25 protein-coding genes and 2 pseudogenes are annotated in these 26,754 nt (G+C 70.2%); 13 read left to right on the top strand and 14 right to left on the bottom strand.

Going from position 1 to position 26,754, the window contains the following annotated elements:
* Window positions 1–40: 40 nt before the first annotated feature.
* From ACH34S_RS05910 to ACH34S_RS05900, 3 genes are all read right to left on the bottom strand, one after another.
* Window positions 41–928, bottom strand: a complete 888-nt coding sequence (locus ACH34S_RS05910) for an ABC transporter permease (protein WP_395951319.1) — start codon at window positions 926–928, stop codon at window positions 41–43.
* Window positions 925–3,432 carry an alpha/beta fold hydrolase gene (locus ACH34S_RS05905; protein WP_395951318.1) on the bottom strand — a complete coding sequence of 836 codons (2,508 nt, stop codon included), beginning with the start codon at window positions 3,430–3,432 and terminating at the stop codon, window positions 925–927. The genes ACH34S_RS05910 and ACH34S_RS05905 overlap by 4 nt, the downstream gene beginning before the upstream one ends.
* Before the next feature lie 66 nt (window positions 3,433–3,498).
* On the bottom strand, window positions 3,499–4,170 hold the full coding sequence (locus ACH34S_RS05900; protein ID WP_395951317.1) for a TetR/AcrR family transcriptional regulator: 672 nt from the start codon (window positions 4,168–4,170) through the stop codon (window positions 3,499–3,501).
* Window positions 4,171–4,287: 117 nt separating this feature from the next.
* Here ACH34S_RS05900 and ACH34S_RS05895 point away from each other — a divergent pair, with 117 nt between their 5' ends.
* The 3 genes from ACH34S_RS05895 to ACH34S_RS05885 all read left to right on the top strand — a co-directional run bounded on the left by ACH34S_RS05895 (window position 4,288) and on the right by ACH34S_RS05885 (window position 7,952).
* Window positions 4,288–5,871 carry an MDR family MFS transporter gene (locus ACH34S_RS05895; RefSeq protein WP_395951316.1) on the top strand — a complete coding sequence of 528 codons (1,584 nt, stop codon included), beginning with the start codon at window positions 4,288–4,290 and terminating at the stop codon, window positions 5,869–5,871.
* A 94-nt stretch (window positions 5,872–5,965) separates the two neighbouring features.
* Window positions 5,966–7,462: a PQQ-binding-like beta-propeller repeat protein gene (locus ACH34S_RS05890; RefSeq protein ID WP_395951315.1), complete on the top strand. Its 1,497-nt coding sequence runs from the start codon at window positions 5,966–5,968 to the stop codon at window positions 7,460–7,462.
* A 10-nt stretch (window positions 7,463–7,472) separates the two neighbouring features.
* Entirely contained in the window at window positions 7,473–7,952 is a 480-nt protein-coding gene (locus ACH34S_RS05885; RefSeq protein WP_395951314.1) for a hypothetical protein, read from the top strand.
* A gap of 21 nt (window positions 7,953–7,973) precedes the next feature.
* Here ACH34S_RS05885 and ACH34S_RS05880 read toward each other — a convergent pair whose 3' ends face one another.
* Window positions 7,974–8,819 carry an NAD(P)H-binding protein gene (locus ACH34S_RS05880; protein ID WP_395951313.1) on the bottom strand — a complete coding sequence of 282 codons (846 nt, stop codon included), beginning with the start codon at window positions 8,817–8,819 and terminating at the stop codon, window positions 7,974–7,976.
* Window positions 8,820–8,921: 102 nt separating this feature from the next.
* Here ACH34S_RS05880 and ACH34S_RS05875 point away from each other — a divergent pair, with 102 nt between their 5' ends.
* The gene (locus ACH34S_RS05875) at window positions 8,922–9,326 is read left to right on the top strand and encodes a winged helix-turn-helix transcriptional regulator (RefSeq protein WP_395951312.1); all 405 of its coding nucleotides are present in this window, start codon (window positions 8,922–8,924) and stop codon (window positions 9,324–9,326) included.
* Here ACH34S_RS05875 and ACH34S_RS05870 read toward each other — a convergent pair.
* From ACH34S_RS05870 to ACH34S_RS05855, 4 genes are all read right to left on the bottom strand, one after another.
* Entirely contained in the window at window positions 9,293–9,901 is a 609-nt protein-coding gene (locus ACH34S_RS05870) for a hypothetical protein (RefSeq protein WP_395951311.1), read from the bottom strand. The genes ACH34S_RS05875 and ACH34S_RS05870 overlap by 34 nt on opposite strands.
* A gap of 430 nt (window positions 9,902–10,331) precedes the next feature.
* Window positions 10,332–10,880, bottom strand: coding sequence for an EF-hand domain-containing protein (locus ACH34S_RS05865; protein ID WP_395951310.1), 549 nt, complete (start codon window positions 10,878–10,880; stop codon window positions 10,332–10,334).
* A 221-nt stretch (window positions 10,881–11,101) separates the two neighbouring features.
* Window positions 11,102–11,302, bottom strand: coding sequence for a DUF397 domain-containing protein (locus ACH34S_RS05860; RefSeq protein ID WP_395951309.1), 201 nt, complete (start codon window positions 11,300–11,302; stop codon window positions 11,102–11,104).
* A complete protein-coding gene (locus ACH34S_RS05855; RefSeq protein ID WP_395951308.1) occupies window positions 11,295–12,110 on the bottom strand; it encodes a helix-turn-helix transcriptional regulator in 816 nt (271 codons plus the stop codon). Before ACH34S_RS05855 ends, ACH34S_RS05860 begins: the two co-directional genes overlap by 8 nt.
* Window positions 12,111–12,209: 99 nt before the next feature.
* Between ACH34S_RS05855 and ACH34S_RS05850 the strand changes: the two genes are divergently transcribed.
* The gene (locus tag ACH34S_RS05850; RefSeq protein WP_395951307.1) at window positions 12,210–12,716 is read left to right on the top strand and encodes an ATP-binding protein; all 507 of its coding nucleotides are present in this window, start codon (window positions 12,210–12,212) and stop codon (window positions 12,714–12,716) included.
* Between the two features lie 172 nt (window positions 12,717–12,888).
* Complete coding sequence (locus ACH34S_RS05845; protein WP_395951306.1) at window positions 12,889–13,467, top strand: pentapeptide repeat-containing protein; 579 nt, start codon at window positions 12,889–12,891, stop codon at window positions 13,465–13,467.
* Here ACH34S_RS05845 and ACH34S_RS05840 read toward each other — a convergent pair.
* The 5 genes from ACH34S_RS05840 to ACH34S_RS05820 all read right to left on the bottom strand — a co-directional run bounded on the left by ACH34S_RS05840 (window position 13,406) and on the right by ACH34S_RS05820 (window position 20,926).
* The gene (locus tag ACH34S_RS05840; RefSeq protein WP_395951305.1) at window positions 13,406–14,050 is read right to left on the bottom strand and encodes a SecDF P1 head subdomain-containing protein; all 645 of its coding nucleotides are present in this window, start codon (window positions 14,048–14,050) and stop codon (window positions 13,406–13,408) included. The genes ACH34S_RS05845 and ACH34S_RS05840 overlap by 62 nt on opposite strands.
* Before the next feature lie 605 nt (window positions 14,051–14,655).
* Entirely contained in the window at window positions 14,656–15,741 is a 1,086-nt protein-coding gene (locus tag ACH34S_RS05835; RefSeq protein ID WP_395951304.1) for a 2-oxoacid:ferredoxin oxidoreductase subunit beta, read from the bottom strand.
* Window positions 15,734–17,581: a 2-oxoacid:acceptor oxidoreductase subunit alpha gene (locus tag ACH34S_RS05830; RefSeq protein WP_395951303.1), complete on the bottom strand. Its 1,848-nt coding sequence runs from the start codon at window positions 17,579–17,581 to the stop codon at window positions 15,734–15,736. Before ACH34S_RS05830 ends, ACH34S_RS05835 begins: the two co-directional genes overlap by 8 nt.
* Before the next feature lie 584 nt (window positions 17,582–18,165).
* The gene (locus ACH34S_RS05825) at window positions 18,166–19,557 is read right to left on the bottom strand and encodes a hypothetical protein (RefSeq protein ID WP_395951302.1); all 1,392 of its coding nucleotides are present in this window, start codon (window positions 19,555–19,557) and stop codon (window positions 18,166–18,168) included.
* 286 nt (window positions 19,558–19,843) lie between these two features.
* On the bottom strand, window positions 19,844–20,926 hold the full coding sequence (locus ACH34S_RS05820) for a hypothetical protein (RefSeq protein WP_395951301.1): 1,083 nt from the start codon (window positions 20,924–20,926) through the stop codon (window positions 19,844–19,846).
* A 358-nt stretch (window positions 20,927–21,284) separates the two neighbouring features.
* On the opposite strand from ACH34S_RS05820, the gene ACH34S_RS05815 reads away from it, so the two are divergent.
* The 4 genes and pseudogenes from ACH34S_RS05815 (at window position 21,285) to ACH34S_RS05800 (ending at window position 24,398) form a co-directional block, all read left to right on the top strand.
* Complete coding sequence (locus tag ACH34S_RS05815) at window positions 21,285–21,656, top strand: NADH-quinone oxidoreductase subunit A (RefSeq protein ID WP_207937043.1); 372 nt, start codon at window positions 21,285–21,287, stop codon at window positions 21,654–21,656.
* A gap of 162 nt (window positions 21,657–21,818) precedes the next feature.
* A pseudogene (locus tag ACH34S_RS05810) lies at window positions 21,819–22,289 on the top strand (NADH-quinone oxidoreductase subunit B); the annotation flags it as partial.
* Between the two features lie 506 nt (window positions 22,290–22,795).
* Window positions 22,796–23,452, top strand: coding sequence for an NADH-quinone oxidoreductase subunit C (locus tag ACH34S_RS05805; protein ID WP_395951300.1), 657 nt, complete (start codon window positions 22,796–22,798; stop codon window positions 23,450–23,452).
* The gene (locus ACH34S_RS05800) at window positions 23,445–24,398 is read left to right on the top strand and encodes an NADH-quinone oxidoreductase subunit H (RefSeq protein ID WP_395951299.1); all 954 of its coding nucleotides are present in this window, start codon (window positions 23,445–23,447) and stop codon (window positions 24,396–24,398) included. Before ACH34S_RS05805 ends, ACH34S_RS05800 begins: the two co-directional genes overlap by 8 nt.
* 15 nt (window positions 24,399–24,413) lie before the next feature.
* Here ACH34S_RS05800 and ACH34S_RS05795 read toward each other — a convergent pair whose 3' ends face one another.
* Window positions 24,414–25,010: a ComEA family DNA-binding protein gene (locus tag ACH34S_RS05795; protein ID WP_395951298.1), complete on the bottom strand. Its 597-nt coding sequence runs from the start codon at window positions 25,008–25,010 to the stop codon at window positions 24,414–24,416.
* A gap of 372 nt (window positions 25,011–25,382) precedes the next feature.
* On the opposite strand from ACH34S_RS05795, the gene ACH34S_RS05790 reads away from it, so the two are divergent.
* The 3 genes and pseudogenes from ACH34S_RS05790 to nuoK form a co-directional block, all read left to right on the top strand.
* The gene (locus tag ACH34S_RS05790; protein WP_395951297.1) at window positions 25,383–25,826 is read left to right on the top strand and encodes a 4Fe-4S binding protein; all 444 of its coding nucleotides are present in this window, start codon (window positions 25,383–25,385) and stop codon (window positions 25,824–25,826) included.
* A 49-nt stretch (window positions 25,827–25,875) separates the two neighbouring features.
* Window positions 25,876–26,424 (top strand): NADH-quinone oxidoreductase subunit J, encoded by a 549-nt coding sequence (locus tag ACH34S_RS05785; protein WP_395951296.1) that lies wholly within the window; start codon window positions 25,876–25,878, stop codon window positions 26,422–26,424.
* Window positions 26,424–26,720: pseudogene (gene nuoK, locus ACH34S_RS05780) on the top strand (NADH-quinone oxidoreductase subunit NuoK); the annotation flags it as partial. The gene ACH34S_RS05785 and the pseudogene nuoK, both read left to right, overlap by 1 nt.
* Window positions 26,721–26,754 lie beyond the last annotated feature (34 nt).

Here is a 26,754-nt window from a genome sequence, read left to right as displayed (position 1 = left end):
GGGCGTTGCGGAGTGTGTCCGGACGGCGATCAAGACCAGGTCAGGACACGATGTCGCGGCTGCGGAAGCGCCGGAACGCGAGCGCGAAAAGAACCGCGGCATAGGCGATCGAGATCGCCGCGCCCTTGGCCATGCCCGTCCAGACGATCTCGGGTTGCAGGGCGTCCATCCACGCGTACATCCAGTGCGTCGGGAGGAGGTCGCGCCAGGCGCCGAGCGCGGTGACGGCGTCCAGGATGTTGCTGACGATCACGAGCCCGACCGCGCCGCCGACCGCGCCGAGCGGCGAGTCGGTGGTGACCGACAGCAGGAACGCCAGCGCCGCGACGACGAGCTGCGCGACGAGCGCGTAGCCGACGATGATCGCCATCCGGCCGAGCGCGGTCTCCACCGGGACGGTGCCGCCGGTCGGGAGCTCGACGGCGCCCCAGCCGAACCCGACCGTACCGGCGAGCAGCGACATCAGCGGCAGGCTGACCACCGCGACGACCGCGTACGACAGCGCGACGATCAGTTTCTGGCGCAGCAGGCGGCCGCGCGGCACGGGCGCGGCGAGCAGGTAGCGCAGCGACGACCAGCCCGCCTCGCTCGCGACAGTGTCGCCGCAGAACAGGGCCACCGCGACGACGAGCAGGAAACCGGTCGAGACGAACAGCGTGAACAGCGCGAAGTTCAGGGCGCTGGACGTGGCGACGTCGACCAGGTTGGGCACGCCGTCCCGGTCGGGGTCGCCGCCGACCTTGAACGCGGCGACCAGCACCCACGGCAGGACGAGCAGGAACCCGAACGCGACCAGCGTCCGGCGGCGGCGGAACTGGCGCACCGCCTCCACCCGCAGCGGAAGCGTCCGCCGGACGGCGTAGGCGCTCGTCGCAGCGGGTGGCGTCGCGGGCTTGGGCGGGCTTGGGCGGCCGGCGTGCGCGGTCACGAGGTCTCTCCGATGATCTCCAGGAAGGCGTCCTCCAGGCGGCGGCCGGAGCCGGTGATCTCCGCGACCGGACCCGCGGCGACGCGCCGCCCGCCCGCCATGACGACCGCGTGCGTGCAGGTCTGCTCGACTTCGGCGAGCAGGTGGCTGGAGACGATGACCGTTCGCCCGGCCGCGGCGTACCGGACGAGCACCTCCCGCATCTCGCGGATCTGCGGCGGGTCGAGGCCGTTGGTCGGCTCGTCCAGGACGAGGAGGTCCGGTAGCCCGAGCATGGCCTGCGCTATGGCGAGGCGCTGCCGCATGCCCTGCGAGTACGTCCGGACGGGACGGTCTAGCGCGGACCCCAGGGCGGCTATCCGCAGCGCCTCGTCCAGGTGGGCTTCATCCAGGGGACGACCGGTGGCGCGCCAGTAGAGGTCAAGGTTGTCGCGCCCAGAGAGGTGCGGGAGGAACCCAGGCCCCTCGACGAACGAACCCAGCCTCGCCAGTACGGGAGCCCCGGGATAGACGCGGTGACCGAAGATGCGCATCTCACCGGAGTCGGGATGGATGAGGCCCATCAACATGCGCAGGGTCGTCGTCTTTCCGGCGCCATTCGGGCCGAGCAGCCCTAGCACCTGACCCTTCTCCACCCGGAACGACAGGTCGGCGACGGCCAGATGGCCGTTCTTGTACGCCTTCGTCAGGCCGGTTATCTCCAGCGGGACGTCGTTGTCCTGCTCGGGGCCGGGGCGACGCCGTCCAGGCAGAACGATGAGCAGAGCGAGAGTGATGGCGGCGACCGGCAGAGCCCAGACCCAAGCCGGGACGGGCGTCGGCGCGGTCGTCAACGCCGGAACGGTCGGGACCGACAGCGGCGACACCACCCGCACCTTGTACGCGGCGGGCTTCGCCGGGGTCGCGAACCCCAGATCGGTGGTCGCGATGACGAGCCGGAGCCGGTGGCCGCGATCGAAGCGGTGATCCATCGCCGGAAGCGCGACGGTCACGTCACGTCCGGGCGACACCCGGAACGGTGCGGCCAGCCGCCGCGCCAGCGTCGCCGAACCGCCGCCACCCCTGCCGGGCGCGACGTCGTACAGCTTCGCGAACAGCGGGCCGTTCCCGTCCACCCGGAGCCGGACGCTGGCCGCCCCGGTGAGCTGGACGGCCTGCTCCAGCGGACGCGTCTCGAACACGGCGAACTGCCCCGGCCGCTCGCCCGGCACCTGGCGGCCCAGCGCGCCGGAAGAGCCGGCCGCGCCGAGCGAGCCGAGCGAGCCGAGCGCGCCCAGGCCCGGCACGGCGGAGATCGCCGCGGGCGACCCGCCCGCCGGGTTGTAGATCGTCTGCTCGCCAAGGCCGCTCAGCGGCAGATGAACAGGCTCATGGGAGAGCCCCGGATACGTGCGCGCCGACGCCTCGTCCACGATGACCTCCTGCGTGGACGAGTCGAGCCCACCCGCCCGCGTCACCGTGAACTCGCCGCCGCCGGACGTCGCCGCCCCCTTCAGCCGCGCGTCGAAGAAGGCGAGCACCAGGCCCTCGATCCGCTCGGTCTCGGAGGCGCCGCCGTCGTGGCCGCCCTGGAACCAGACCACCGACACGGGCGCGCCGTTGCGGGCGATGGCGCGGGCGTTGGCGTCGGCGTGGTCGAGCGGGAACAGCGAGTCGGACTGTCCCTGGACGAGCAGCGTCGGCACCCTGATCCGGTCCGCGACCGACGACGGGCTCGACCGCCGCAGCATCTCGATCGCCGTCGCCGTGGGACGGCCCTTCTCCGCGACCTCCTGGTACATCTCGCACACGGACGGCAGGAAGCGCCCGCATGCCGTCCGGCCCGCGCTCCCGGTGAAGAACAGCCCCGCCCACAGCTTCTTGAAGACGCCGCCGGACGGGCCTGCGCCGGCGGCGTCCGGGAAGAGCGCGTCCGCGAGGCTGTGCCAGGTGATCATCGGCGCGATGGCGTCGACGCGCCGGTCGTAGGCGGCGGTCAGCAGCGCGATCGCGCCGCCGTACGAGCCGCCCGCCATGCCGAGGCGCGGGTCGCCGGGCCCGTCGAGCCGGACGCCGGGCCGCCGCGCCAGCCAGTCGATGAGCTGCCGGGTGTCCTTGACCTCGTAGTCGGGGGAGTTGAGCGCGATCTCGCCGCCCGAGCGCCCGAACCCGCGCGCCGACCAGGTCAGGACCGCGTAGCCGTGGCGGGCGAGCCGCCGCGCCTCGTCGGCCACGTCCCGCTTGCTGCCGCCGAAGCCGTGGCCCAGCATGATCGCGGGCACGTCGGCGCGTCCGGCCGGACGGTAGAACGTCGTGTCGAGCGTGACGCGCTGATCGTCGCGCGGGCCGTCGACCACGGCAATGCGCTGCTCAGAGGTCTGAACCCGGGACGTGCGCCCGGTCGTGGCGCCGACACCCCACGCGGCGCCTCCGCCCACGAGCGCGATCGCCGTCCCGGCCGCGGCCCACCGTGCGGCACGCCCCGTCCTGCCCCACCACGCGCGGAACGCGCCCCCGACCCTCATGTTCAGCACCCTATGCGCGCAGGTCCCGCGCCTCCTTGTCCGACGTGCGGACCCGGGGTGAACGTGTCAGCGGCCGGGTGTGGTCGGGGCGAGGGCGGCGGTGAACATGGCGGTGAGGCGGTCGGTGAGCTCGGCCGGGTCGGCGGCGCGCAGGTCGTTGAGGCCGAGCAGCCGCCGGACGGGGCCGCCGCCCATGATGATCGTGGACGCGAGGAGCGCGCGAGCCCGCGCGTCCGGCCCGTCCAGCTGCGCGACCAGCGGCTCGACGATCACGTCCTCCAGGTGGTGGAGCAGGATCTCCTTGACCTCCGGGTGCCCGGCCGACCGGTCGAGCATCCGCGACATCGGGGTGCCGCCGCGCCGGTCGGTCTGCCGGACGAAGTGCTCGGCGAGGCGGCGCGGCAGGCCCGCCGGGTCCCCGGCGATGACCTCGCGCAGCACCGACTCGCCGGCCAGGACCTCGCCGAACAACGCCGCCTTGGACCCGAAGTACCGGTTGACCAGGGCCATGTTCGCCTCGGACCGCGCCGCGATCATGCGGACGGTGACGCCGTCGTAGCCGTGCTCGCCGAACAGGTCGCGGGCGGCGTCCAGGATGCGGCGCCGGGTCGCCTCCCGGTCGCGCTTCGGCCGCCGCGCCGCCGCGCCGCCGCCCCCGCCGCCCCCGCCGGCTTCGCCCGCCGTCGCGCGTTCGGTCTCGCCCTTGAGCCGCATCACCACATCCTGTCGACCGGTCACCCTCGGCGTCCAGCATCGTTCGAGTTGCAAGTAAACAAGCGCCTACATAAGATACATGCAAAGCACAGGTAATTCATCGGCTACGCGGAGCATGGGGGCAGGGTGGTTCGAGCGGGCGTGGCGGCGCAGGACCCGGCGGCGTCAGAGCAAGCGAGACCGCAGTACACGCACCGGCAGATCCTGGAGATCCTCTCCGGCCTCATGCTGGCGATGCTGACCGCGATGATCTCCAACTCGGTCATCGCGACGGCGCTGCCGACGATCGTCGGCGACCTCGGCGGCCAGGACCAGCTGTCCTGGGTGGCGAGCGCGTCGCTGCTCACCATGACCGCCTCGACCCCGCTCTGGGGCAAGCTGTCGGACATCGCCGGCCGCAAGCTGATGTTCCAGACCGCGCTGATCATCTTCGTCGTCGCCTCGGTCTGCGCCGGGATGTCGCAGGGGATCGGCCAGCTCATCGCCGCCCGCGCGGGCCAGGGCCTCGGCGCGGGCGGGCTGTCCGCGCTGGCCCAGGTGATCCTCGGGGACGTGGTCGAGCCGCGGCAGCGCGGCCGCTACGCCGGGTTCATGGGCGCGGTGTTCGGCGTCGCGACCGTCGCCGGGCCGCTGGTCGGCGGGTTCATCGTGGACGCCGACGCGCTCGGCTGGCGCTGGTGCTTCTACGTGTGCGTCCCGCTCGCCATCCTCGCGTTCTTCGTCATCCAGCGGGTGCTCAAGCTCCCGAGAACGCGCCGTGACACCAGCATCGACGTCTTCGGCGCGTTCACGATCACGGGCGGCGCCGCGACGCTGATGCTCCTGCTCTCCATGGGCGGCAAGCAGTTCGCGTGGAACTCCGCCTGGACCTACGTCCTTCTCGGCGCCACCATCGCGCTGCTCGTGCTCGCCATCGTCGCCGAGCGCACCGCCCGCGACCCGATCCTGCCGCCCCGCCTGTTCCGCAACCGGACGTTCGTGCTGACCTCGCTCGTCTCGATCTGCGTCGGCATGGCCATGTTCGGCGTGATGATCTACATGCCGCAGTACCTGCAGATCGCCAAGGGCATGAGCCCCACCGCCTCGGGGCTGATGACGCTGCCGCTGGTCATCGGGATGCTGATCACGTCCACCACCTCCGGCCAGATCATCACCCGCACCGGCCGCTACAAGATCTTCCCGGTCGCCGGGACGTTCTGCGTCGTCGTCGCGATGATCCTGCTGGCGCGGCTGCACACCGACTCGCCGAAAACGCTCATCGGCGCCGACCTCGCCGTCCTCGGCATCGGGATGGGCCTGACCCTGCAGATCCTGATCCTCGCCGCGCAGAACGCCGCCTCGACCGCCGACCTGGCCTCGACGACGTCCGGCATCTCGTTCTTCCGCAACCTCGGCGGCGCGATGGGCGTGGCCGCGTTCGGCGCGATCCTCACCAACCGGGTGGCGAGCGAGATCGCGTCCGGGTTCCAGGCCGCCGGCATCCGGCAGGCCCCCGGCGGCGACCTCGGCTCGCCGGACGACATCCAGATGCTGCCCGGGCCGGTCAGGGACATCGTGCGGGACGCGTTCACGAACTCCCTCGAAACGGTCTTCATCGCCGGTATCCCGGTGGCGATCATCGGCTTCCTGGCCGTCCTCGCCCTGAAGGAGGTCCCGCTGCGCGGCTCGAGCGGCCGGGCCGAGGCTGTCAAGGAGGCATCGGGGGCCGGGCTCAGCGCCCCCTGAGGGCGGGTCGGCAATCTGGCCGGATAAAACGTGATCTTTGCGGCCTCGTGCCATACTCCCGTCGCTGGTCAGGCGGGTGGGAGGGGCAACGGGGATGACGCGTGCGAAGAAGGACGGCCGGCCGTCCAAGATCAAGTGGATGGCTATCGGCCTGGCCGCAGCCGCGATATGCGGCCTGGCGCTACCCCTTCTGATCAGGGACTTCATCGTCCTGGGCACCGAGGCGGGCGGCTCCTGCGGCACCCGGCGCGGCCCCTGCCCCAACCACTGGGGCCTGATCTTCGTCCTCTCGTTCTTCCCGCTCCTGCTCCTGATCCCCCTGGCCTGCTACGCCCTGTACAAGGCGAGACCGGCCTGGATCGCCGGCCTGGTCGCGGCCGCGGTCTGCGTCTTCCCCGGCTGGCTGCTCTTCGACGTCCTGCACGGCCCGACCCTGAATTACACCTGGTCAGCGCCGCACGACCGGGGCTCCGACACCGACACCGAGGGCGTCTGGACGTCCGGCGACACCGTCATACGCGCCAAGTTCGACGGCCTGACCGCATACACGGCCGGAACCGGCCGACAGACCTGGAAGTCGACACTCCCGGCGCGCGACACCCTGTGCGCGATGAGCCGGACGGTCGAGAACAACGTCGGCCTGATCGCCCACGAGCCCGGCTCCAGCCAGTGCGGCTCGATCCAGGCGATCGACACCACAACGGGCAAGCAGCTCTGGACGCGAACGCTCCCGGCGGGCAAACCCGTCCTCGAAAAGGACGCCGACACCCTGACCACTGCGGGCACCACCGGCGCCTACCGCACGAGCGAGACGATCGAGGCCTTCGGCCTGCGCGACGGCAAGACGCTCTGGCAGAAGGCGCGCACGTCCCCCTACTGCTCCATCGGTTGGCTGGCAGGCGCGTCCAACCAGATCCTCATAGGCGAGCGGTGCACCCGGATAGACCCCACCGCCCGGACGACCGGCTTCAGCCAACACGTCCGCGCCTTCGACCCGGCCACCGGCCGCGACCTGTGGAAAACCGACCTCCAGGTGATCGGCAACGCCACCGTCGACCTGGTCAGCGCCACCCCGCCCGTGATCGCCGTCCGGGAGTCGGACGCCCGAGGCAAGAAGTCCCTCATGGCCCTGGACGCCCAAGGCCGCGTCACCGCGACGATCCCCACCGATGACCCCAACGGTGAGATCGACACGTCCCCCCAGACCCCCTCGGCCGTCATCCAAACCCGCAAGATCGTCGCCTCCGGCACCACCCTCATCACCGTCACCCGCACCGACCAGGGCGAATACGCCCTCGCCGGCTACAGCCTCACCGACGGCCGCCAGCTCTGGGCCACCGAGAAAGACCGCGAATCGATCGAGGCCATCACCTTCGACGGCAAGGACGTCTTCACCCTCACCTCGCACATCACCACACTTCAACTGCGGTCGTTCGACCCGTCCACAGGCAAGCAACGCACATCTTCGGTCGTCCCGTCCCGCTGGAACGACTCCCGCGCAACCTTGCTCCCAACGCCGTCCGGCCTCCTAATAGCCAGTTCCTCAGGCCGAAACCCTTACCACCCTCTGAAAATGCTGCCCCGCCCCTAACAATCAACTCATGGACATCGCGGTTCAGTGGGTGCGCGTCTACTGGACAAAGAACTCACGCGGCGGGCCGGGAGCCGTCCGGCGCAGCGCGCTCCCGGAGGCGTTCCCGCTCCCGGAAGCCGAGCCGCCCATCCTCCATGAAGTGCAAATGCTTGAGCGGGACGACTTCTCTCCCACCATGACCGTGACCACCGGCCTCCCACCAAGAACCCAGGCCGAACTGACCGAGACCGGCGACGGCCACCTACACGTCCTCCCGGTCAGGGACGCCCCCGAATGGGCGAACAACGGCCTAGACCTCGCATGGCGCCCAGAACCCGTGACCATGCGCCCACGGCAAACCTTGCGCTGGCAGATCAACCACCGCTTCACCACCGAACGCGGCTGGTACTACCGGCTGGACACCCTCAACGTCTCCTACGGCCACCCCACGGCCGAGGTCTTCCTGCACCCACCAACCCACCGAGTCGACGAACGCTCCCACCTCTGAAGCTGGTCTTGCGCCGAACGGTCACCGGAAGGCTTCGACGTTGCGGCGGGCCCACTCGGCGAAGGGACGCGGCGCGCGGCCGAGGACCCGCTCGACGTCCGGGCTGAGCCGCAGCTCGGCGGCGTTGGGCTCGCCGAGGATGGCCAGCGTGGTCTCCACGACGGGCTCCGGCATGAACGCGGCCATCCGTGCCTGTGCCTCGGCCCGGGCCAGCTCCACGAACCGCACCGGTTCGCCGAGGGCCGCGCCGATCGCCTCGGCCTGCTGCCGGGGCGTGACGACCACCGGCCCGGTCAACTCGTAGACATGCCCCGCGTGCTCGTCCTTGCGCAGGGCGGCGGCCGCGACCTCCGCGATGTCCTCCGGATCGATCACCGGGAGCCCGACGTCACCGAACGGCGCGGCGATGGTCCGCTCGGCGCGTACCGACTCGGCCCAGGCGAAGGCGTTGGACGCGAAGCCGCCGGGCCGCAGGATCGTCCAGGCCAGGCCCGACTCGCGCACCGCTTCCTCCGTCGCCCGTGCGACGCCCCCGTGCGAGGGCGACTCCGGCCTGGTCGCCACCCCCTGAGAGGAAAGCAGCACCACCCGCCGGACCCCGGCGGCCCCGGCCATGTCCAGGACGGCTCGCGGGTCGAACCCGTCGCCACCGGCACCGCCGTCGTGCAGGAACAGGACCTCGGCGCCGTCGAGGGCGGGCCGCAGGGTCTCCGGCTCGGTCAGGTCGGCCCGCACATGCTCGGTCCCCGGCGGCAGGTCCACCGGGGCCATCCCCCTCGACACCGCCGTCACCCGCTCCTCGGTCTCCGCCAAGGCCCGCACCAGAGATCGCCCGACGTTTCCGGTCGCACCCGTCACCACGAACATGATCAGCTCCTTCGCTGTGGTTTCTCGCGATGACAGAGACGCTAGTGGCATCGGTATAGTAGGTACCTAGAGGAAAGTAACTACCTCAGAGGGGCGGAGCCGATGGCACCCGAGACGAGTTGGCCGGAGGCCGACGCCACGGCCGACCCGGAGCTGGCCTGCCCGGTCTCTCCGGTCGTGGACATCGTGTTCAGCAGGTGGACGACGCCGATCCTCTGGTCGCTCCACACCTTCGGCCGCCACCGGTTCGTCGAACTGGAGCGACGCATCAAGGGCATCACCCCCAAGGTGCTCACCCAGCGCCTGCGCCAGCTGGAACGCGACGGCCTGGTCGTGCGCACCTACCACCCCGAGGTGCCGCCGCGAGTCGAATACGAGATCAGCGAACTAGGCCGCAGCCTCGCCCCGCTTTTCGCCCACCTCACCGAGTGGGCCGCCGCCAACCTCGACCACGTCGAGCAGGCCCGGCAAAACTACGACGCCGCAGGCTCGCCCCGATCGGCCTGAACGAGCGCAGGTTCTCGCCACGTGACCAGCAGCGCCATGGTGAGCACTGTCATCACGATGCCCAGCCCGCAGAAGATTTGGGCAGCGACACCGTGGATTCCCACGGAGAAACCGGCGACGATCGCCAGCACCGAGCTGCCCATGAAAATGAACCTGACGCCCCAATAGCCCAGCCTGGCCTTCTCCAGGGGACGCACACGAACGTAGTTCTCCCAGCCCATGTACTCCGGGCCGGCGCGTTTCTCGATCCTGGTCGAAATGTATTCCGCGCAGCGGCAGGTCGTGTGTGCGTAGTTGAGCCAATAGATGGCCAGGAGAAGCGAGATGATCGGATAGGTGAAGATGATCGTGGCGTTCTTGGCCTGGAACCCGACCGAGACCACCGTGCCGAAGGCGATCATCATGAGCGCCACGAGCTGGGACTGGAGTTCGATGAGCTTGAGGATCTCCGCACGGAGGCTCTCGTACTCGGCCACCATGAGGGCCACGCCCTCTTCCGGCTTCAACCCGAGCTCCGCCGTGGCCCTGTCCGGGGCTAACGAAGGATCCATCGGCTCACGAGGCGCGTTGATCACGCAGACTGCTCCCTCCGTTGCGCCAGCGATACCACCATGAGTAAGGCGATCTCACCATGAGTAATGGGAACACGCGAGAGATCCCCGAACAGGGCTTGGCCGGATCCGGTCAAGAAGTCCCGGTGCCGTTGCTGCGCGCCCGTCCTCGGCCCGGCGGCCACTGAGGTTTGCGTCAGCCCCGTCCGCGAGGCAGACCCACTGACTCATGCGGAAGGCCCGCTGTCATGACGCTGCGGGCCTTCCGCCTTTTCGGACGGTATCCACTAACGCGATATCCCGTCCGCGTTGGTCGCTCTCGGGCATCGCCCCCACCATCGCCGACGATGGCCCAGATGAGCGATGTCGGTCTTGGTTCGATCTCTCACTGATCGCGGTACATGACGGCGCGGGAGCGAGGGGAGCGCCGGCCGCGATCGTGGGCGGGGGGCGGTTATGCGAGTAGTCGTCCGAGCAGGTTGTTGGCGCGTGCGTTGGGGTCGTCGCCGTAGAAGAATTCGGCGAAGGCCCGGTGGAACTGTTCGCGGGACACCATGCCCCGCCCTTCCAGGTCCAGGTAGTCGAAGACCTCGGCGCCGTCTTCGGCTTTGTTGTGGGTGGCGGCCTGGTACACCCGGGCGTAGTCGTCCGGGCCGATCGCTCCATCGCGGTCGGTGTCGATCAGCTCGAAGTAGGCGTCGATGATGGGCTGGAGTCGCTGGGCGTAGGAGTCGGGGGTGGTGAGTGTCTGCCGGAGCGTGGCGACCATTTCCTCTTCTTCGACCCGGGAGTCGTAGTTGTGGTCGAACCGTCCGATGACCCGGTCCCAGGCGGTGGTGGCGGCCTCGGTGAGTCGCTGCGCCTGCGATGGGCGACGGGGGTTGGTGAGCCCGGTCAGCCGTTCGGCCAGGAGGTGGGCGTCCTGCCGGGTGATGGCTCCGTCGTTGTCGATGTCGAGGGCGTGAAACCAGCGGCGGTACTTGAGTTCTCGTACTCCTTCCATATGCAGAAAGTAACAACATCATCGCTGACTGTCATTGACGGTTAGGCGTCCGTATCGACCGGGTGCACCGCATTAGACCTGGTCAGACAGGCCGCCGACGTCCGCCCCCTCCACCACGCCACACCCTTCACCGCCGTCTCAACCCCGACAAGTGATCACCCGCCGAAAACACAAGAACGGCCCCACCGGGGGGCGAGGCCGCAACTTGGGGGTCGTTGGTATCAGAGGTTCAGCTTGCCCGCCTTTACGGCGGTGAGGAGTTGGGCGAAGTCTTCACGCGTCAGGCCGAGGTGTCCGGCTTCGGGGGCCTTGCTGTCGCGCACGCCGCACCCTTCGGGGAGGCCAGCCACCTCGACACACTCTTGACCGCCAATACCGCCCGAGCCGCTACGACTCGACTTGCGCCACACCAGTTCACTCATGCATGGCCTCCATGATCTCAGCTATGAGACTCCTGGTTGAGTCTCGGGACAGGGCATCAGCACCCAGCAGGTCATACCGCCGCCGGTACTCCCGCACCTTTGCGGGATCCGTCACAAGACGGCCTCCGCCTACAGCCTCAGACCAGGCTACTTCGCCGCTTGCCGTTTGTAGCAGAGTGAATGAGCCATCGATGCCGGGGTGCGCCCCGGCAGCGCGAGGGACCACACGAACCACGATGTTCGGACGTTCGCTCATCTCCAGAAGGTGCGCAAGCTGCGCCCGCATGACGCTAGGTCCACCGATCGGGTCCCAGAGCACGGACTCCTTGACCAGTACCCACAGTTCAGCGGGCTGCTCCCTGGTGAGGACCTCTTGTCGCGCCAAGCGTTCGGTTAACGCTCCTTCCACGTCTGTGACGACGCGAGCGCCAACGAGCAAGGCGCGGGCATAGTCCGGTGTTTGAAGGAGTCCGTGGACGACGAGCGCCGCGTACGGGCTGATCACGATTGCCCGGCGTTCGTAGCGGGTGAACTGGGCGAACCAGTTGGGGTCGTGGTCGGACTCCGCGAGCGTGCGAAGCCGGACAAAGTGCCCCCGAGTCTTCCAAACCCGGTCAAGAGTTTCGGCGTGCTTCTGTGGCAGTTTAGCCCCGCCCGATTCCCAGTTTGAAACCGCGGTTTTGTCGATCCCGCAGATACGGGCGACATCAGCCTGTGAAAGGTTCCGCTCTAGCCGCCAAACTCGCAGGTCAATGGCCACCCAATGCCAGGGGATGTTATCTGGATCAAGATCGTCGGCCCGCACCATTCAAGATCCTTAAAGTAGCGATCCTGGAACCCAACGGGAAAAGTCTAAACGCTGGCGGCAATCTGTGCACGAGAAACAGAACCGCGAAAGGCCGATCTCATGGACGCCGTCACGCACAAAACAGACCAGACCCATCAATTTGCGGTCAGCATTACCGCATGTCGCGAAACGGTCTATTTGACCCGCGAGCTCGTGCAGAGCAGCCTCAACGCCTGGGGACTCAGCGCCTACAGCAGCGACGCGTGCCAGATCATGTCGGAGCTGGCGTCCAACGCGGCGCGGTTCTGCCTGAGCGAGAAGATGCGCGCGTGGATCAGCCGGATCGACGTCGGCATCGAGTTGTGCGTCTGGGACGACCACCCCGGCCGCCCGGTGTTGCAGTCGCCGGGACAATTCAGCCAGCACGGCCGGGGCCTGATCCTCGTTCAGGCATTCGCGACGGGCGGCTGCGGGTGGGCCGAACTGGGCGCGGGAAAGACCGTCTGGGCCCGCATCGCCGTCAGCGAGCAGATCATGCGGTCCGCAGCCCAGGCCGCGGGATGCCCGATACTCGGCGCGCTCCCGCACGTGGACAGGCCACTCCAGCGCATCGCGATGCCCTCATAGACAGGCCCTGGCCTCTGCGGTCGCACATCCCCCCCGCACGTCCACCCCCAAAGGACGTGCCACGCCGCCGCAGAGGCCGGGGCCGCCGCCACGCTCGACCGAGGCTCGCCCGCCAGCACCTGCACCGGGTGTCTACGGCTTCCCCTATGGAACGCCGTAGGCGGCTCGTTGTATGGAACAGATCGCCGGTGCCGCGCCGCACCACCGAGGCCACATCGCGGCCCTGCTGGCGAGCTTCGTCCGGCAGCAGGCCCCTTGGCCACCGTCACGGCCGCTGGACGAGATCGACGCTGAACGAGCGGCCCACACCGGCGGACTCCGCGACGATGTCGGCGGGGCCATGGGAGCCCTCACCCGCCGGTCGATGATCCTTCCCGGAACCGGCATCGAGCTGGAGAAGATCGACTTCCGAGGCGCTCATCTGCACGAGAAGAACCTCAGCAGGTTCTGTTTCGCCGATGCCAACCTTGAAGGTGCCACGCTCACCAAATGCGATCTCTCGCACTCGACCCTCGCCCACGCCAACTTGAAGGGTGCCGACTTGACGGGAGCCGATCTCACCGGAGCCGACCTGACCGGGGTCATCGGTCTTGACCGCGGTCAGGCTGCCGAGCCGGGCCAGGCCGGGCCACAACCCCCGATCGCGTACCGGCGCAAGCTGAGGGGCGTTGTGTTCGACCGGCCTGGTGTTACTTGCCCTTTAGTTGGGCTACGAGTTTGTTCGCGGCCGTCTTGTTCGGGGGGCCGGTGACGACGACTTTTCCGTCCGTGATCGCCATGTCGACGCGGGGGAGGGTGACCAGCCGGTTCCGGACGATGAACGCGAGGTCGCGTCCGACCGTGGCGCGGGTCAGGTCGGCGAACGCCTCCCGGTCGATCGGGCGAAGCGTGACCGCCACGTCGTATCCGCCCGGCCGCGTGCCCGACTTCTGGACGCGCATGTCCGCGACCTTGTGGATCGCGATCCCCTGCGCCAGCCGGTAGCACGTCTGCCCCATGCCGGACTGCCCGGTGATGCCCTGCGTCCCCGGCGGGCACTGCCCAGGGGTCACCTGCGTGACCGGATAGATGTGCAGCGGCGCGGCAAGCGTCACCGGACGCGTCCGCATCGAGGACGCGATCATCCCGCCGGTCACCGCGACCGCCGCGATCAGCAGCCCGAGGGTGAGCACCATGGTCAGCAGCGCCGACCGGTGCTGGCCCGCGGCCTTGGCGGGTGTCACGGGCTCCGGGAACGGGCGAGGCGCCCGCAGCGCCGCCCGGCTCCGCTTCGCTTCCGCCGCCGCGCGCCGCCGCTCAGCCGCCCGCGCCCGCCGCCGAGCCGCCGGGTCCATGCCGGCCGATCCCACGCCACCCGCAGGCGGCACGGGTGTCGTCGCGTCCTGGGGTGGGCGGGGCGTCGTCGTTGCCGCCGGCCCGCGCGTCATCTCGGCCCCGCGTGGCTTTTCCACGCCGTGCACCGTCCAAGGCCCGCTTGCGTTCTCTGGCGCCTGTGGCCCGCGCGGTGGCTCTGGTGGCCGGGCGTGTCTTGGGGTGGCGGGTTCGGGGTGGGTTTGTTTTGGGACGTGCGGGGTCGCGGGGCCGGGGTCTTCACGCGTGGGCCTTTGCTGCGGGTAGTAGGGCTGGGCCGCTTCCACTGCCTGGGTGGCGTCCTCGGGGAGCGGTGGCTCAGGGGTGGGCGGGTCAGGAGGCGCGGTGGTCCGAGCGGGAGCGTCGTCCCGCCGGCGACCCTTGCTGCGGCGCGGAATGACCCGCATCGTCACCTCCCCGGCTTCATGATCTCCTCAGTCTTGCAGGAGCGGACGCCGTCGCGCATCGGGGCCTGTCCGGAAGGTCGGCGCGGGGCGTCCGTTGCTCACCGTGCCCCGTTCCGGGGGTTTCAAAGCGCGAAAAAGCCCGGCCCCGGACGAACCGGGGCCGGGCCTGCGGAGACTGCGATTCAGTCGATGCGCCAGGTGTCGCCGCTGCCGAGCAGGGCGGCGAGGTCGCCCTCGCCCTGGCTCTCGACGGCCTCGTCGAGCTGGGCCCGCATCAGCTCGTCGTAGGACGGGCGGTCCACGTCGCGGAAGATGCCGATCGGGGTGTGCTCGAACGCCGGCTGGTCCAGGCGCGACAGCGCGAACGCCATCGACGGGTCCGGATTGTGGGCGTCGTGCACGGCGATTTCGGACGGGTCGACGTCCGCCACCTTCACGACCTCGAAGGAGCCGGACGGCGAGCGGCGCAGCGCCTTGGAACGGTCGGCGCCGAAGATGATCGGCTCGCCGTGCTCCAGCCGGACCGTGACATCGTCGCGGACGTCCGCGTCCTTGAGAGGCTCGAACGCGTTGTCGTTGAAGATGTTGCAGTTCTGGTAGATCTCGACGAGCGCCGTGCCGCGGTGCTGCGCGGCGGCCCGCAGCACCGACTGGAGGTGCTTGCGGTCGGAGTCGATGGTCCGGGCGACGAACGTGCCCTCCGCGCCGATTGCGAGGGAGAGCGGGTTGAACGGCGCGTCCAGCGAACCCATCGGCGTCGACTTGGTGATCTTGCCGATCTCCGACGTCGGCGAGTACTGGCCCTTCGTCAGGCCGTAGATCCGGTTGTTGAACAGCAGGATCTTCAGGTTGACGTTGCGGCGCAGCGCGTGGATCAGGTGGTTGCCGCCGATGGAGAGGGCGTCGCCGTCGCCGGTCACCACCCAGACGGACAGGTCGGGACGGGACGTGGCGAGGCCCGTCGCGATCGCGGGCGCGCGGCCGTGGATCGAGTGGAACCCGTAGGTGTTCATGTAGTACGGGAACCGCGACGAGCAGCCGATGCCGGAGATGAACGCGATGTTCTCGCGCCGCAGGCCGAGCTCGGGAAGGAAGGACTGGACGGCCGCGAGGATCGCGTAGTCACCGCACCCGGGGCACCAGCGCACCTCCTGGTCGGTCTTGAAGTCCTTCATGGACTGCTTCACGTCGGTCTTCGGGACCAGCGAGAGCAGCGTCTTGCCGTTCCCGTTGCTGGACCCGTTTCCGTTGTCTCCGTTTTCACTCACTGTCGATCACATCCTGGATGACGCCCTGCAGCTCTTCGGCCTTGAACGGCAGGCCGCGGACCTGGTTGTAGCCGATCACGTCGACGAGGTACCGGCCGCGGAGCAGCAGCGCGAGCTGGCCGAGGTTGATCTCCGGGACGACGACCTTGTCGTAGGAGCGCAGCACCTCGGGCAGGTTGGCGGGGAACGGGTTGAGGTGGCGAAGGTGCGCCTGGGCGACGTGCTGCCCGGACGCGCGGACGCGGCGGACTCCCGCGGAGATCGCGCCGTACGTCCCGCCCCAGCCCAGCACGAGGACGCGGGCCTTGCCGGACGGGTCGTCCACCGTGAGCGGGGCGATGTCGTTGGCGATCCCGTCGACCTTGGCCTGCCGGAGCCGGGTCATGCGGTCGTGGTTGGCGGGGTCGTAGGAGATGTTGCCGGACCCGTCGGCCTTCTCCAGCCCGCCGATCCGGTGCTCCAGACCCTCGGTGCCCGGGATGGCCCAGGGCCGCGCGAGCGTCTCGGGGTCGCGCTGGAACGGCAGGAACTCCTCGCCGTCGGGGGACGGGACCGCGAAGTCCGGCTCGATCTTCGGGAGGGACGCGACGTCCGGCAGCCGCCACGGCTCGGAACCGTTGGCGAGGTATCCGTCCGACAGGAGGATCACCGGGGTGCGGTATTTCACCGCGATCCGGGCCGCCTCCAGCGCCGCGTCGAAGCAGTCGGACGGCGACTGGGGCGCGATCACCGGGACGGGCGCCTCGCCGTTGCGGCCGAACATGGCCTGCAACAGGTCGGCCTGCTCGGTCTTGGTCGGCATCCCGGTCGAAGGGCCGGCCCGCTGCACGTCGATGACCAGCAGCGGAAGCTCGGTCGCGACGCCGAGGGCGATCGTCTCGCTCTTCAGCGCGAGGCCGGGCCCGGACGTCGTGGTGACGCCGAGGGACCCGCCGAACGAGGCGCCGAGCGCGGAGCCGACCGCGGCGATCTCGTCCTCGGCCTGGAACGTCCGCACGCCGAACTTCTTGTGCTTGGAGATCTCGTGCAGGATGTCGGACGCCGGCGTGATCGGGTACGAGCCGAGGAAGATCGGCAGCCCGCTCTGCACGCCCGCGGCGACCAGCCCGTACGCGAGCGCGAGGTTGCCGGTGATGTTGCGATAGAGGCCCGGCTCGTGCTCGGCCGGCTTGATCTCGTACTGCACCGAGAACGCCTCGGTGGTCTCGCCGTAGGACCAACCCGCCTGGAACGCCGCGATGTTCGCCTTCATGATGTCGGGCTTGCTCGCGAACTTCTTCTCAAGGAAGGAGATCGTTCCCTCGGTGGGACGGTGATACAGCCAGGACAGAAGGCCGAGCGCGAACATGTTCTTGGCGCGCTCCGCGTCCTTCTTCGAGATGTCGAAGTCGGTGAGGGCGGTGACGGTCATCGAGGTGAGCGGCAGCGCGTGCACCCGGTACTCGGCGAGCGCGTCGTCCTCGACGGGGTTCGTCTCGTAGCCGACCTTGGCGAGGTTGCGCTTGGTGAACTCGTCGGTGTTGACGATCAGATCCGCCCCGCGGGGGAGGTCCCCGAGGTTGGCCTTGAGGGCGGCGGGGTTCATCGCGACCAGGACGTTGGGCGCGTCGCCCGGGGTGAGGATGTCGTGGTCGGCGAAGTGGAGTTGGAAGCTGGACACGCCGGGGAGCGTCCCGGCGGGGGCACGAATCTCGGCCGGGAAGTTCGGCAACGTCGACAGGTCGTTGCCGAAAGCCGCGGTCTCCTGGGTGAAGCGGTCGCCGGTCAGCTGCATGCCGTCGCCGGAGTCTCCGGCGAAACGGATGATGACACGGTCGAGCTGCTGGACCTGTTTGGTCACAGAGGAAGACCTCCTCGACGCGCAGCATCCGTCCTGGGGGAGGCGCCCAGGATCGTGACGCTACTTAGGATTACCTTCATGGTACGTCCGGGATGGGATGGTGTTTTCGGGAACGTGCTGCTTGCCGGGACGGCCGCGGCTCGGGTGGGCCCGCGTCGTCCGCTTTTCGGCGGCCGCCGGTCAGGGGAGGCATCGACCGCGGCCGCCATGCCGCCCGCCATGTGACGTCCCGCTCCCAGGGAGGTCGTTGCCCCGTTATAGAAGACGTATCACTTCGGCACGGGGTTCACGAGGCTCTCCCGGATTCGGGCAGGTCCTATCGGGTGGTACGACCTGGACGGGCGCCCGAGTTCATCCCGAACACAGGCAGCTGCGCTGCCGGCACAGGTCGACGTGCAGCCGTCTGACCAGCCGTTGCGCTGAGTACGTCGAGGAGCCGCGGCTCCCTCGGGGCGTGGGGTTCACGTCCCGAAGTGTAGACAGCCGGGCTTGAGCGCGGCTGAAGCGCCCCTGCCCCGGACCGCGTCGCCGGTCGGCCACGGCGCCGGTTTCGGGCGGCTGGTACGGCGTGGCTTCGCCGTCCGCTACGGCGTCGCTTTCGGGGTCGGGGTCGTCGGCGCCGGGGTCGCCGGGTTCGTGATGGTGCGGCGTTCGCGGTCGACCAGGGCGAGCAGCTTCTGGACGCCGTCCGGCGCCACCGCCTCCCCGACCAGGTGCGCCGTCGCCGCGTACGGGTACGAGCCGGGGCGGTCGAGCGCGGCGCGCACCCACCTGCCCCACAGCCCGCCGGTCACGGTGCAGCGCAGCGTCAGCGCCCGGTCGGCCGGAACCGGCGCGGACGCCGTGCACGAGCCGAGCGGCCGGCCCCGGGAGTTGAGCGCCGCCCGCAACGCCGCCCGCGCGCCGGACGGCACCGTGCCCTGCGGCGTTGTCAGCGTGGCCGGGACGGTGACCGTGCAGCCGTTGGTGTTCAGATCGCAGTTGCTGAACGTCAGCGTTCCAGGACGGAAGCGCAACGACGGGTCGGCGGCGCCGCCGAGCGCGGCGACGCGCGACCTGAGCTCGCCGAACACCCCGGTGGGCGCTGCTAGCGGTGTTGCCGTGAACCACGGCGCGTTCCGGCCGACCGCGCGCACGGACACCAGCCGGTGCGGCGCCGCCTTCGCCACCAGGTACTCGGCGGCCCTTGTCTTGATCTTGTAGGTGGGGACGCCGTTCACGGTCTCCGTGGGCGTCTTCGGCGCCGCCCGGGTGATGGCCTGGGCGATGGACTTCGGGCCCAGGACGTCCGGGACGTCGAAGCCCGGGATGGACGCGGGGGCCTTGGACCACCGTCCGGCGTAGTACTCCGGGTGACGCGCCTCACCTGCGTAGTCGCGCCAGAAGGTCATTCCGGCCTTGATGTAGGTGGTGCCGTCGATCGCGACGACGTCCGCTTTCAGCATGCCTGTCGTGAGCGTTCCGGTCGCCATGCCTGCGGGAGTGACGCGCAGATTCGCCTGGACGGGCCTGCCGCCCACCGTCATGGCCCCGTCGTAGCGCATGCCCTTCCCGGACGTGAGCCACTGCCCCGCCTTCAGCGACCACGCGGGCGGCCCGGCCGGCGCGGTCGGTTCGCCTGGACGTTCGGGCCCGTCCTCGCCGCGCGCGAACACGACGGCCAGCACCACGCTGACCAGCACGACCATCGCCGCCGCGCCCGCCGCGAAGATCAGGCCCCGCTGCTGCCGCAGCCGCTCCGGGCCGGGCGGAAAGGGCGGCGTGCCGGGTGAGGGAGGAGGCGGGGGTGCGGCGTTCGGCGGAGGCGCGGCGTTTGCCGAGGGCGCGGCGTTCGGTGGGGGCGCGGCGTTCGGTGGGGGCGCGGGCTGCGGCGGGTACGGCGTGTTCGGCGGGAAGGGCGCGTTCGGCGGGTACGGGGTGCCCGGCTGCGGGCGGGAGGCGGTCGTCGAGGACGCCTCGTCCTGTCCAGGGCTCACGTGGGGGCTCACTCTGCTCACTTCCCGGGGCCCGGTTTCCGGGCCCGACAGTCAGGCCAAAGCAAGGGTCTGAAGGCGTCCTCCGGGGGATGCCGACGTGCGTGCTGCGAGGGGGAGGGGCGCCGTCGGCCCTGGAGCGGCGTTCTCAAGAGCATAAAGGGTGCCCGGTGGCGCTTTCCCCACGTCGGGGGAGAGCGCCACCGGGCACCCATGGTTCCCGGATCAGCGCGCGAGACGCGTCACCTGCGGTCCGATCTGCGGCCTGACCTGCGGTTCGGCTGCCGCCTCACTCGCTGTCGAGCCCGCTCTGCATCGACTGGACCTCTTCGGTCGTGGCGCCGATCACCTTGTACGACGCGTGCTTGTAGAAGGTTCCACCGCTGCCCTTGGCCCAGCTCGTCCACGCGCTGCTGGCGACGCGGCAGCTCGCCCACTGCGGGAGCGAGCTGGTGATCGTGATGCGGGTCGTGCAGTTGCCGAGATCACGGCCGGTCAGCGTGTTCGCGGTGATCCGGAACCGGACGTCGATGGTGACGGGCGTCTCCACGTCGTACGGCGGACGGATCTTGGCCTGCACCGTGCAACCGGAGTCGCCGTTGCAGCCGCCGCGCTTCCACTCCGACACGCGCGGCTGCGCCGCGCTGTTGAAGGAGTCCTTCAGCTCGCCGATGTTGGTCCGCATCGTCGAGATGATCGACGACGCGTCCCCGGCGCTCTTCGGGGTCACGTCCACGCGGACGCGCGGCACGGTGGACTCGAAGCGCAGGAGCTCGGAGTCGTCCTCGTCGGTGATGTAGACGGTCGAGGAGAACGAGCTGAACTTCAGCGCCTTCTGGCCCTGCCACGTCGTCTTGAGCGGCTTGATGGTCGTCGACCTCGCCGAGCGCATCTTGCCCGCCAGCGCGTCCGGCGTGAGGTGCTGCTTGAAGTCGACGTTGATCTCGTCGGGGTCCAGCCGGCCCCACTGATCGCCGGAGGTCAGGTAGAACGCCTCGTCGGAGGACGAGATCTCCCGCTTCCAGTAGGACTGGTCGGCCTTCACGAACAGCTTCCCGTCGGCCGACAGGACCGTGACGCGGCTGCCGTTCATGGTGACGTCCCCGGACGCACGGCCGCCCTTGGTGACGTTCAGCTCACCGTTCAGTGCCCCGGCGCTGCCGAAGGAGCCCTTGAGCCCCACGGCGCGGGCCGTGGCCATGCTGGTCGCCGCCGTGGCGAGCTTCTCCTCGGGCGTCTTGCCGCCGCTCGCGGCGATCACGAACACCACGACGCCGATGAGGACCAGGACGACGAGGCCGCCGCCGAGCAGGGCCGCGATCAGTACCCCGCCACCACCGCTGCGCCGCGGCGGCGGCATGCTCGGGCCCATCGGGCTCCCGGGCGGTGGGGGGAAGAACGGCGGCGGTGTGCCTTGGCCGCCGTAGCCGCCGGGGGGCGGTGGCGCCCCCGGACCGCCCACTCCACCGGGCCCGCCCGGGCTTCCGGGTCCGCCCGGCCCAGCGGGCGGTGGCGGAGGAGGCCAGGAGGCACCGCCCGGGGATTCCCACCCCGGGGGCGGCGGAGGGTTGCTCATCTGGTCACGTCCTTCCAGGTCAACTGACCCCAATGCAAACCTAGTGTGCAGTAAAACTGTGACATCGCGCGCCTCGGATGTGGAGGTGCTCGGTCACATTCCCCCGGACCCCGTTCCGGGGGATACTTGCTACGACGCAGGCGAGGAGGGTCTGGTGCATAACTATTTCGACACATATGTCGTCGTAGTCGTACTGCTCGTCGTCGGTGCCGGGATCGTCGTCGGCGGTCTCGCCGCGAACCGGATGCTGCGTCCGCACCGTCCCACCGTCGAGAAGCTGACCACCTACGAATGCGGTGTCGACCCTGTCGGCGAGGGCTGGGCGCACTCCTACGTCCGGTACTACGTGTTCGCCTACCTTTACGTCGTGTTCGCAGTGGACGCCGTGTTCCTCTTCCCCTGGGCGACGGTCTTCTCCGCGCCAGGCTACGGTGCCACGACGCTCGGCGAGATGTTCGTCTTCCTGGCGTTCCTCGCCGCCGGGCTGGGCTACGCGGGCAAGAAGGGCGTCCTGTCCTGGGTTTAGGGCCTGCCGTTTCCGGGTTTAGGGCCTGCCGTCAGGGGTGTGGGGCCTGCCATCGTGCGCCTGAGGCCCGGTCGCATGGTTCCGGACGGGCCGGATCGTTCCGGCCGGGATTGATCGCCTTGGGCCTCTGGCCAGACGGCGAGGGGCTGTAACAATGCTCCCGTGGGCACCATCGATCTACCTCCGCCGAGCGTCGGGCCGCTGTCGCGGCTCGCGCCGAAGCCGGTCAAGTTCGTGCTCAACTGGGGACGCCGCTACTCGCTGTGGGTCTTCAACTTCGGCCTGGCCTGCTGCGCCATCGAGTTCATCGCGACGTCGATGGCCCGGCACGACTTCATCCGGCTCGGCGTCATCCCGTTCGCGCCGGGGCCCCGGCAGGCCGACCTCATGGTCGTGTCCGGCACGGTCAGCGACAAGATGGCGCCCGCCATCCGCCGCCTCTACGAGCAGATGCCCGAGCCGAAGTACGTCATCTCCTTCGGCGCCTGCTCCAACTGCGGCGGCCCGTACTGGGACTCCTACTGCGTGACGAAGGGCGTCGACCAGATCATCCCGGTGGACGTGTACGTGCCCGGCTGCCCGCCCCGCCCGGAGGCGCTGCTGCACGGGATCGTCCGGCTGCAGGAGAAGATCGCGGGCGAGTCGCTCGGCGACCGCTACACCGCGAACGGGCCGGGCGGCGAACCGGTGTCCCCGCCGCCCGCGCCGCGCCCGCTGTCGCCGACCGTCCTGCGCCGCCCGATCCAGCCCCCGCCGCCCCCGGTCGTCGACGAGGCCCCCGGCGAGGCTCCGGGCGGCGCGACGACGGAGCTGCCGGAAGGCGGCAATGAGGCGGGCCCGAACGACGAGACCGTGCCCGTCTGGCCCCTGGGCGAGCCCGACCCCGAGGGGCAGGGCGAGGGCCCCGCGGCCGAGACCGCGGAGGTCCCGATCTTCGGGGAGCTGGCCGCGGAACCCGACGGGCCGACCGTCGAGGTGCCGGTCGTCGCGGAGATCCCGCCCGGCGTGCATCCGGCCGATGACGTGACCATGCCCGTCCCGCACCTGGAGGACGACGAGGCCGCGACCAACGACCATGACCCGTCGATCATCCCGGGGCTGACCGACGACGGCCACGACGACGAGATCGGCCGCTACCGGTGAGCGCCGGAGCGGAGGGCCGGCCCGTCCAGCAGGAGCTGGTGGACGCCTGGACGGCCCGCTTCGGCGACGAGATCACCACCGAGGAGACGACCGGCGGCCTCGCCGTCGGGGTACCGCCCGAGCACTGGCTGGACGCGCTGGTCTTCGCCCGCGACGACCTGTCCTGCGGCTTCTTCGACTGGCTGACCGGCGTGGACGAGCTGGACGAGGGCTTCGCCGTCGTCGTCCACGTCTACTCGCTGGAACGCCGCCACCATCTGCTGGTCAGGACGCGCGTCCCGAAGCGGGCGCCCGTCCTGCCGACCGCGACGGGCGTCTACCGCGGGGCGGAGTGGCACGAGCGGGAGACGGCGGAGATGTTCGGCGTGCTGTTCGAGGGCCATCCGAACCTCGTCCCGCTGCTGCTCCCGGACGGGTTCGAGGGCCATCCGCTCCGCAAGGACTTCGTGCTCGCCGCCCGCGTCGCCAAGCCGTGGCCGGGCGCCAAGGAGCCGGGCGAGTCGGGCCACGGCGCGCCGAGCCGCCGCCGCGTCCGCCCGCCGGGCGTGCCCGACGAGGGCGCCTGGGGCGCCGCGGCCGAACGCGCCGGACGCCGCGCCGCCCCGCCCGCGCAGGACGCCGCCCCGCCCGCGCAGGAGGCGCCCGATGCTTGAGATCGTCGTCAAGCTGGCGCTGGTCGCCGCCGCGTTCGCGCTGCTGCCGCTGCTCGTCGGGCAGGCCGAGCACAAGGTCATGGCGCACATGCAGGGCCGTCTCGGCCCCATGTACGCGGGCGCCTTCCATGGCTGGGCGCAGCTCGTCGCCGACGGCGTGAAGTTCGCGCAGAAGGAGGACGTGGTCCCGCGCGACGCCGACCGGTGGGTGTTCAAGCTGGCCCCTGGCGTGGCGCTCGTCCCGTACCTGCTGGTCCTGCTCGTGATCCCGATCGGGCCGGGCGGCCAGGTCGCGCTCGACCTCGGGCCCGGGATCTTCTTCGCGCTCGCCGTGATGGGCGTCGGCGTCATCGGCGCGATCATGGCGGGCTGGGCGAGCGCGAACAAGTACTCGCTGCTCGGCGGGATGCGGGTCGCCGCGCAGCTGATGTCCTACGAGCTGCCGATGGTGTTCGCGGCGTCGTCGGTGGCGATGGCGGCCGGGACGCTGTCGCTCCAGGGCGTCGTGGACGAATGGCGCTGGTACTGGCTGCCCTGGCAGGCGGTCGGCGCCGTCGTCTTCTTCGTCGCGGGCCTCGCCGAGCTGCGCCGCCCGCCGTTCGACATGCCGGTCGCCGACTCCGAGATCATCTTCGGCCCGTACACGGAGTACGGCGGGCTGCGGTTCGCGCTGTTCCTGCTCGCCGAGTACGCCGGGATCGTGGTGCTCTGCGGGCTGACGACCGTGCTGTTCCTCGGCGGCTGGAAGGGCCCGTTCCTGAACACCGAGCTCGGCTGGCTCTGGACGCTGCTCAAGGCCGGCGTGCTGGCGTTCTGCGTGATCTGGTTCCGCGTCAGCTACCCGCGCATGCGCGAGGACCAGCTGCAGAAGCTCGCCTGGGCGTGGCTGGTGCCGCTCTCGCTGGCCCAGCTCGCGCTCACCGGCGTCCTCAAGGTCGCGCTCTGACCCGCCTGCCCGGGGTCACCTGAGGAAGATGGTGAAGTCGGCCATCTCCGGGAGGACGTCCGGCGGGATGTCGACGTCCACCGCCATCTCCTCGACGGACACGAACCCGCCGTGCTCCTCGCGGTGCCGGACGACCCGCTCCGCCAGCTCGGGCGTCATGCCGGGCAGCGCGGCGAGGATCTCCGCGGGCACGTGGTTGACGTCCACGAGCCCGCCGTCGTCGTAGGTGCGGGGCACGTCCGGGCGGCCGATCCGCAGCTCGCGGGCGAGCGCCGGGTCTTCGGCGGCGAGCGCGCGGGCCTGCTCGCGCAGCGACCTGCGGTACTTGGCGAACTCGATCGCGTGCTCGTTGAGGCGGTTGCGCGGCACCTCGCGGGGGAAGACCGACGACCGCACGGCGAACGCGTGCGCGGTCCCCGAGATCCACAGCAGGATCGCGATGAACGTGCCGAGCACGGTGAGGATCACGTTGTCCAGCTGCAGGAGCGTGATGACGCCCGCCGTCCCGGCGCCGTATCCGGCCGCCGTCGCGCCGAGGTTCCACGAACCCCGGCGGATGGCCGCGTAGAGGAACGAGAACGGCGTCCCGTACCCGAGCGTGATGAACGGCACGAACGCCCACAAGATGCCGCGCGCAGTCTCGCGCGGCGCGCCGGGCGCGGGTGGAACCGGACGGACCGGAACCGGTGGAAGGGGCGCCCCCGGATACGGGCGCCATCCGGGCTGACCGTAAGGCCGCTGTGCGGGCCGCCGCCCAGGGTGGTCTGCGTGATGACTCACATGCCCTCCCTGCCCGCGACCCACGCCATGACCTCGGGGCCTATGCCTGGTTGGACGAACGCGGAGCCGAGCGCGTTCCCCCGAAGGCGATCGTGCGCAATCATGGGGCGCGTGGGACGGCTACCAGGAGGCGGGCTGGCCAAGGGGCTGGCGGTCACGTTGCGAACGATGACGCGGCGTTCCATAACGCGTCAATACCCGGAAGTGCAGCCTGATCTGCCTCCGCGCAGCAGGGGCGTCATCGCGCTTTTCGAGGAGAACTGCACCGTCTGCATGCTGTGCGCCCGCGAGTGCCCCGACTGGTGCATCTACATCGACTCCCACAAGGAGACCCTCCCCGCCGAAGGCGGCGGACGCGCCCGCACCCGCAACGTCCTCGACCGGTTCGCGATCGACTTCGCGCTGTGCATGTACTGCGGCATCTGCATCGAGGCATGCCCGTTCGACGCGCTGTTCTGGTCCCCGGAGTTCGAGTACGCCGAGTACGACATCGCGGAGCTCACCCACGAGAAGGACCGGCTGCGCGAATGGATGTGGACGGTCCCGCCGCCGCAGGCGCACGACCCGTCCGGTGAGCCGCCGAAGGAAGTCACCACCGCCGAGAAGGCCGCCGCCCGCGCCCGCCCTTCGCGCGGGGAGCAGAAATGAGCGAAGCGAACCGGGGGGCGTGGGGGGTCGCCCCCCACAGGAGGAGCGCATGAGCGGCCAGGAGATCGTGTTCGCGCTGCTCGGCGTCGTCGCCGTCGGGTCCGCGATCCTGGTGGTGACGACGCGGAACCTCGTCCACGCGGCGCTGTGGCTGGTGGTGTCGTTCGGCGCGCTCGCGGGCGGCTACCTCGTCCTCACCGCGGAGTTCGTCGCCTGGGTGCAGGTGCTGATCTACGTCGGCGCGATCGTCGTGCTGCTGCTGTTCGGGATCATGCTGACCCGGGCGCCGATCGGCGAGTCCGCCGACCTGGACTCGGGCAACCGGTGGGCCGCCGCGACCGTCGCCACCGCCACCGCCGCCGTGCTGGTCACCGTGATGATCATGGGGTTCCGGGACGAGCGGATGCCGCTGCGCGAGGGCGCCGGATCGGCCGAGGAGCTCGGCGCCGCCGTGTTCCGGACGTGGGTGCTGCCGTTCGAGGTGCTGTCGGTGCTGCTGCTCTCGTCGCTGGTCGGCGCCATCGTCCTGTCCCGCTCCGACATAGGCCCGCAGCCCGAAGCGGGCGCGAAAACGGCGGACGAGGAGGGCGACGGCTGATGCATCTCGCCTACCCGACGGTCGTCGCCGCGCTGCTGTTCTCCGTCGGCGTGTACGGGGTGCTGGCGCGGCGCAACGCGATCCTCGTCCTGATGTCGGTCGAGCTGATGCTGAACGCGGTGAACCTCAACCTCGTCACCTTCGACATCTGGTACCGGGACCGGCTGCACGGCGGGCAGGTCCTCACGCTGTTCACGATCGTGATCGCGGCGGCGGAGGTCGGGCTGGGGCTGGCGATCGTCCTGCTGGTGTACCGGAACCGGCGGATGGTGGACGTCGACCGCCTCCGCACCCTGGCGGAGGATCCGTCCCGTCCCGCCGCGGCTGAAC

Origin of the sequence: Actinomadura sp. 3N508 (genome assembly GCF_044326375.1) — a bacterium.
Lineage (GTDB): Bacteria > Actinomycetota > Actinomycetes > Streptosporangiales > Streptosporangiaceae > Spirillospora.
The sequence above is the reverse complement of the archived record's forward strand: the minus strand, read 5'-3'. Positions and strand labels throughout refer to the sequence as shown.

Coding starts and splice junctions, on each gene's coding strand:
- ACH34S_RS05905 (WP_395951318.1), bottom strand. CDS start 3,432: ATGAGGGTCGGGGGCGCGTTCCGCGCGTGGTGGGGCAGGACGGGGCGT.
- ACH34S_RS05890 (WP_395951315.1), top strand. CDS start 5,966: ATGACGCGTGCGAAGAAGGACGGCCGGCCGTCCAAGATCAAGTGGATG.
- ACH34S_RS05885 (WP_395951314.1), top strand. CDS start 7,473: ATGGACATCGCGGTTCAGTGGGTGCGCGTCTACTGGACAAAGAACTCA.
- ACH34S_RS05880 (WP_395951313.1), bottom strand. CDS start 8,819: ATGTTCGTGGTGACGGGTGCGACCGGAAACGTCGGGCGATCTCTGGTG.
- ACH34S_RS05875 (WP_395951312.1), top strand. CDS start 8,922: ATGGCACCCGAGACGAGTTGGCCGGAGGCCGACGCCACGGCCGACCCG.
- ACH34S_RS05865 (WP_395951310.1), bottom strand. CDS start 10,880: ATGGAAGGAGTACGAGAACTCAAGTACCGCCGCTGGTTTCACGCCCTC.
- ACH34S_RS05860 (WP_395951309.1), bottom strand. CDS start 11,302: ATGAGTGAACTGGTGTGGCGCAAGTCGAGTCGTAGCGGCTCGGGCGGT.
- ACH34S_RS05855 (WP_395951308.1), bottom strand. CDS start 12,110: ATGGTGCGGGCCGACGATCTTGATCCAGATAACATCCCCTGGCATTGG.
- ACH34S_RS05850 (WP_395951307.1), top strand. CDS start 12,210: ATGGACGCCGTCACGCACAAAACAGACCAGACCCATCAATTTGCGGTC.
- ACH34S_RS05845 (WP_395951306.1), top strand. CDS start 12,889: ATGGAACAGATCGCCGGTGCCGCGCCGCACCACCGAGGCCACATCGCG.
- ACH34S_RS05840 (WP_395951305.1), bottom strand. CDS start 14,050: ATGGACCCGGCGGCTCGGCGGCGGGCGCGGGCGGCTGAGCGGCGGCGC.
- ACH34S_RS05820 (WP_395951301.1), bottom strand. CDS start 20,926: ATGGGCCCGAGCATGCCGCCGCCGCGGCGCAGCGGTGGTGGCGGGGTA.
- ACH34S_RS05800 (WP_395951299.1), top strand. CDS start 23,445: ATGCTTGAGATCGTCGTCAAGCTGGCGCTGGTCGCCGCCGCGTTCGCG.
- ACH34S_RS05785 (WP_395951296.1), top strand. CDS start 25,876: ATGAGCGGCCAGGAGATCGTGTTCGCGCTGCTCGGCGTCGTCGCCGTC.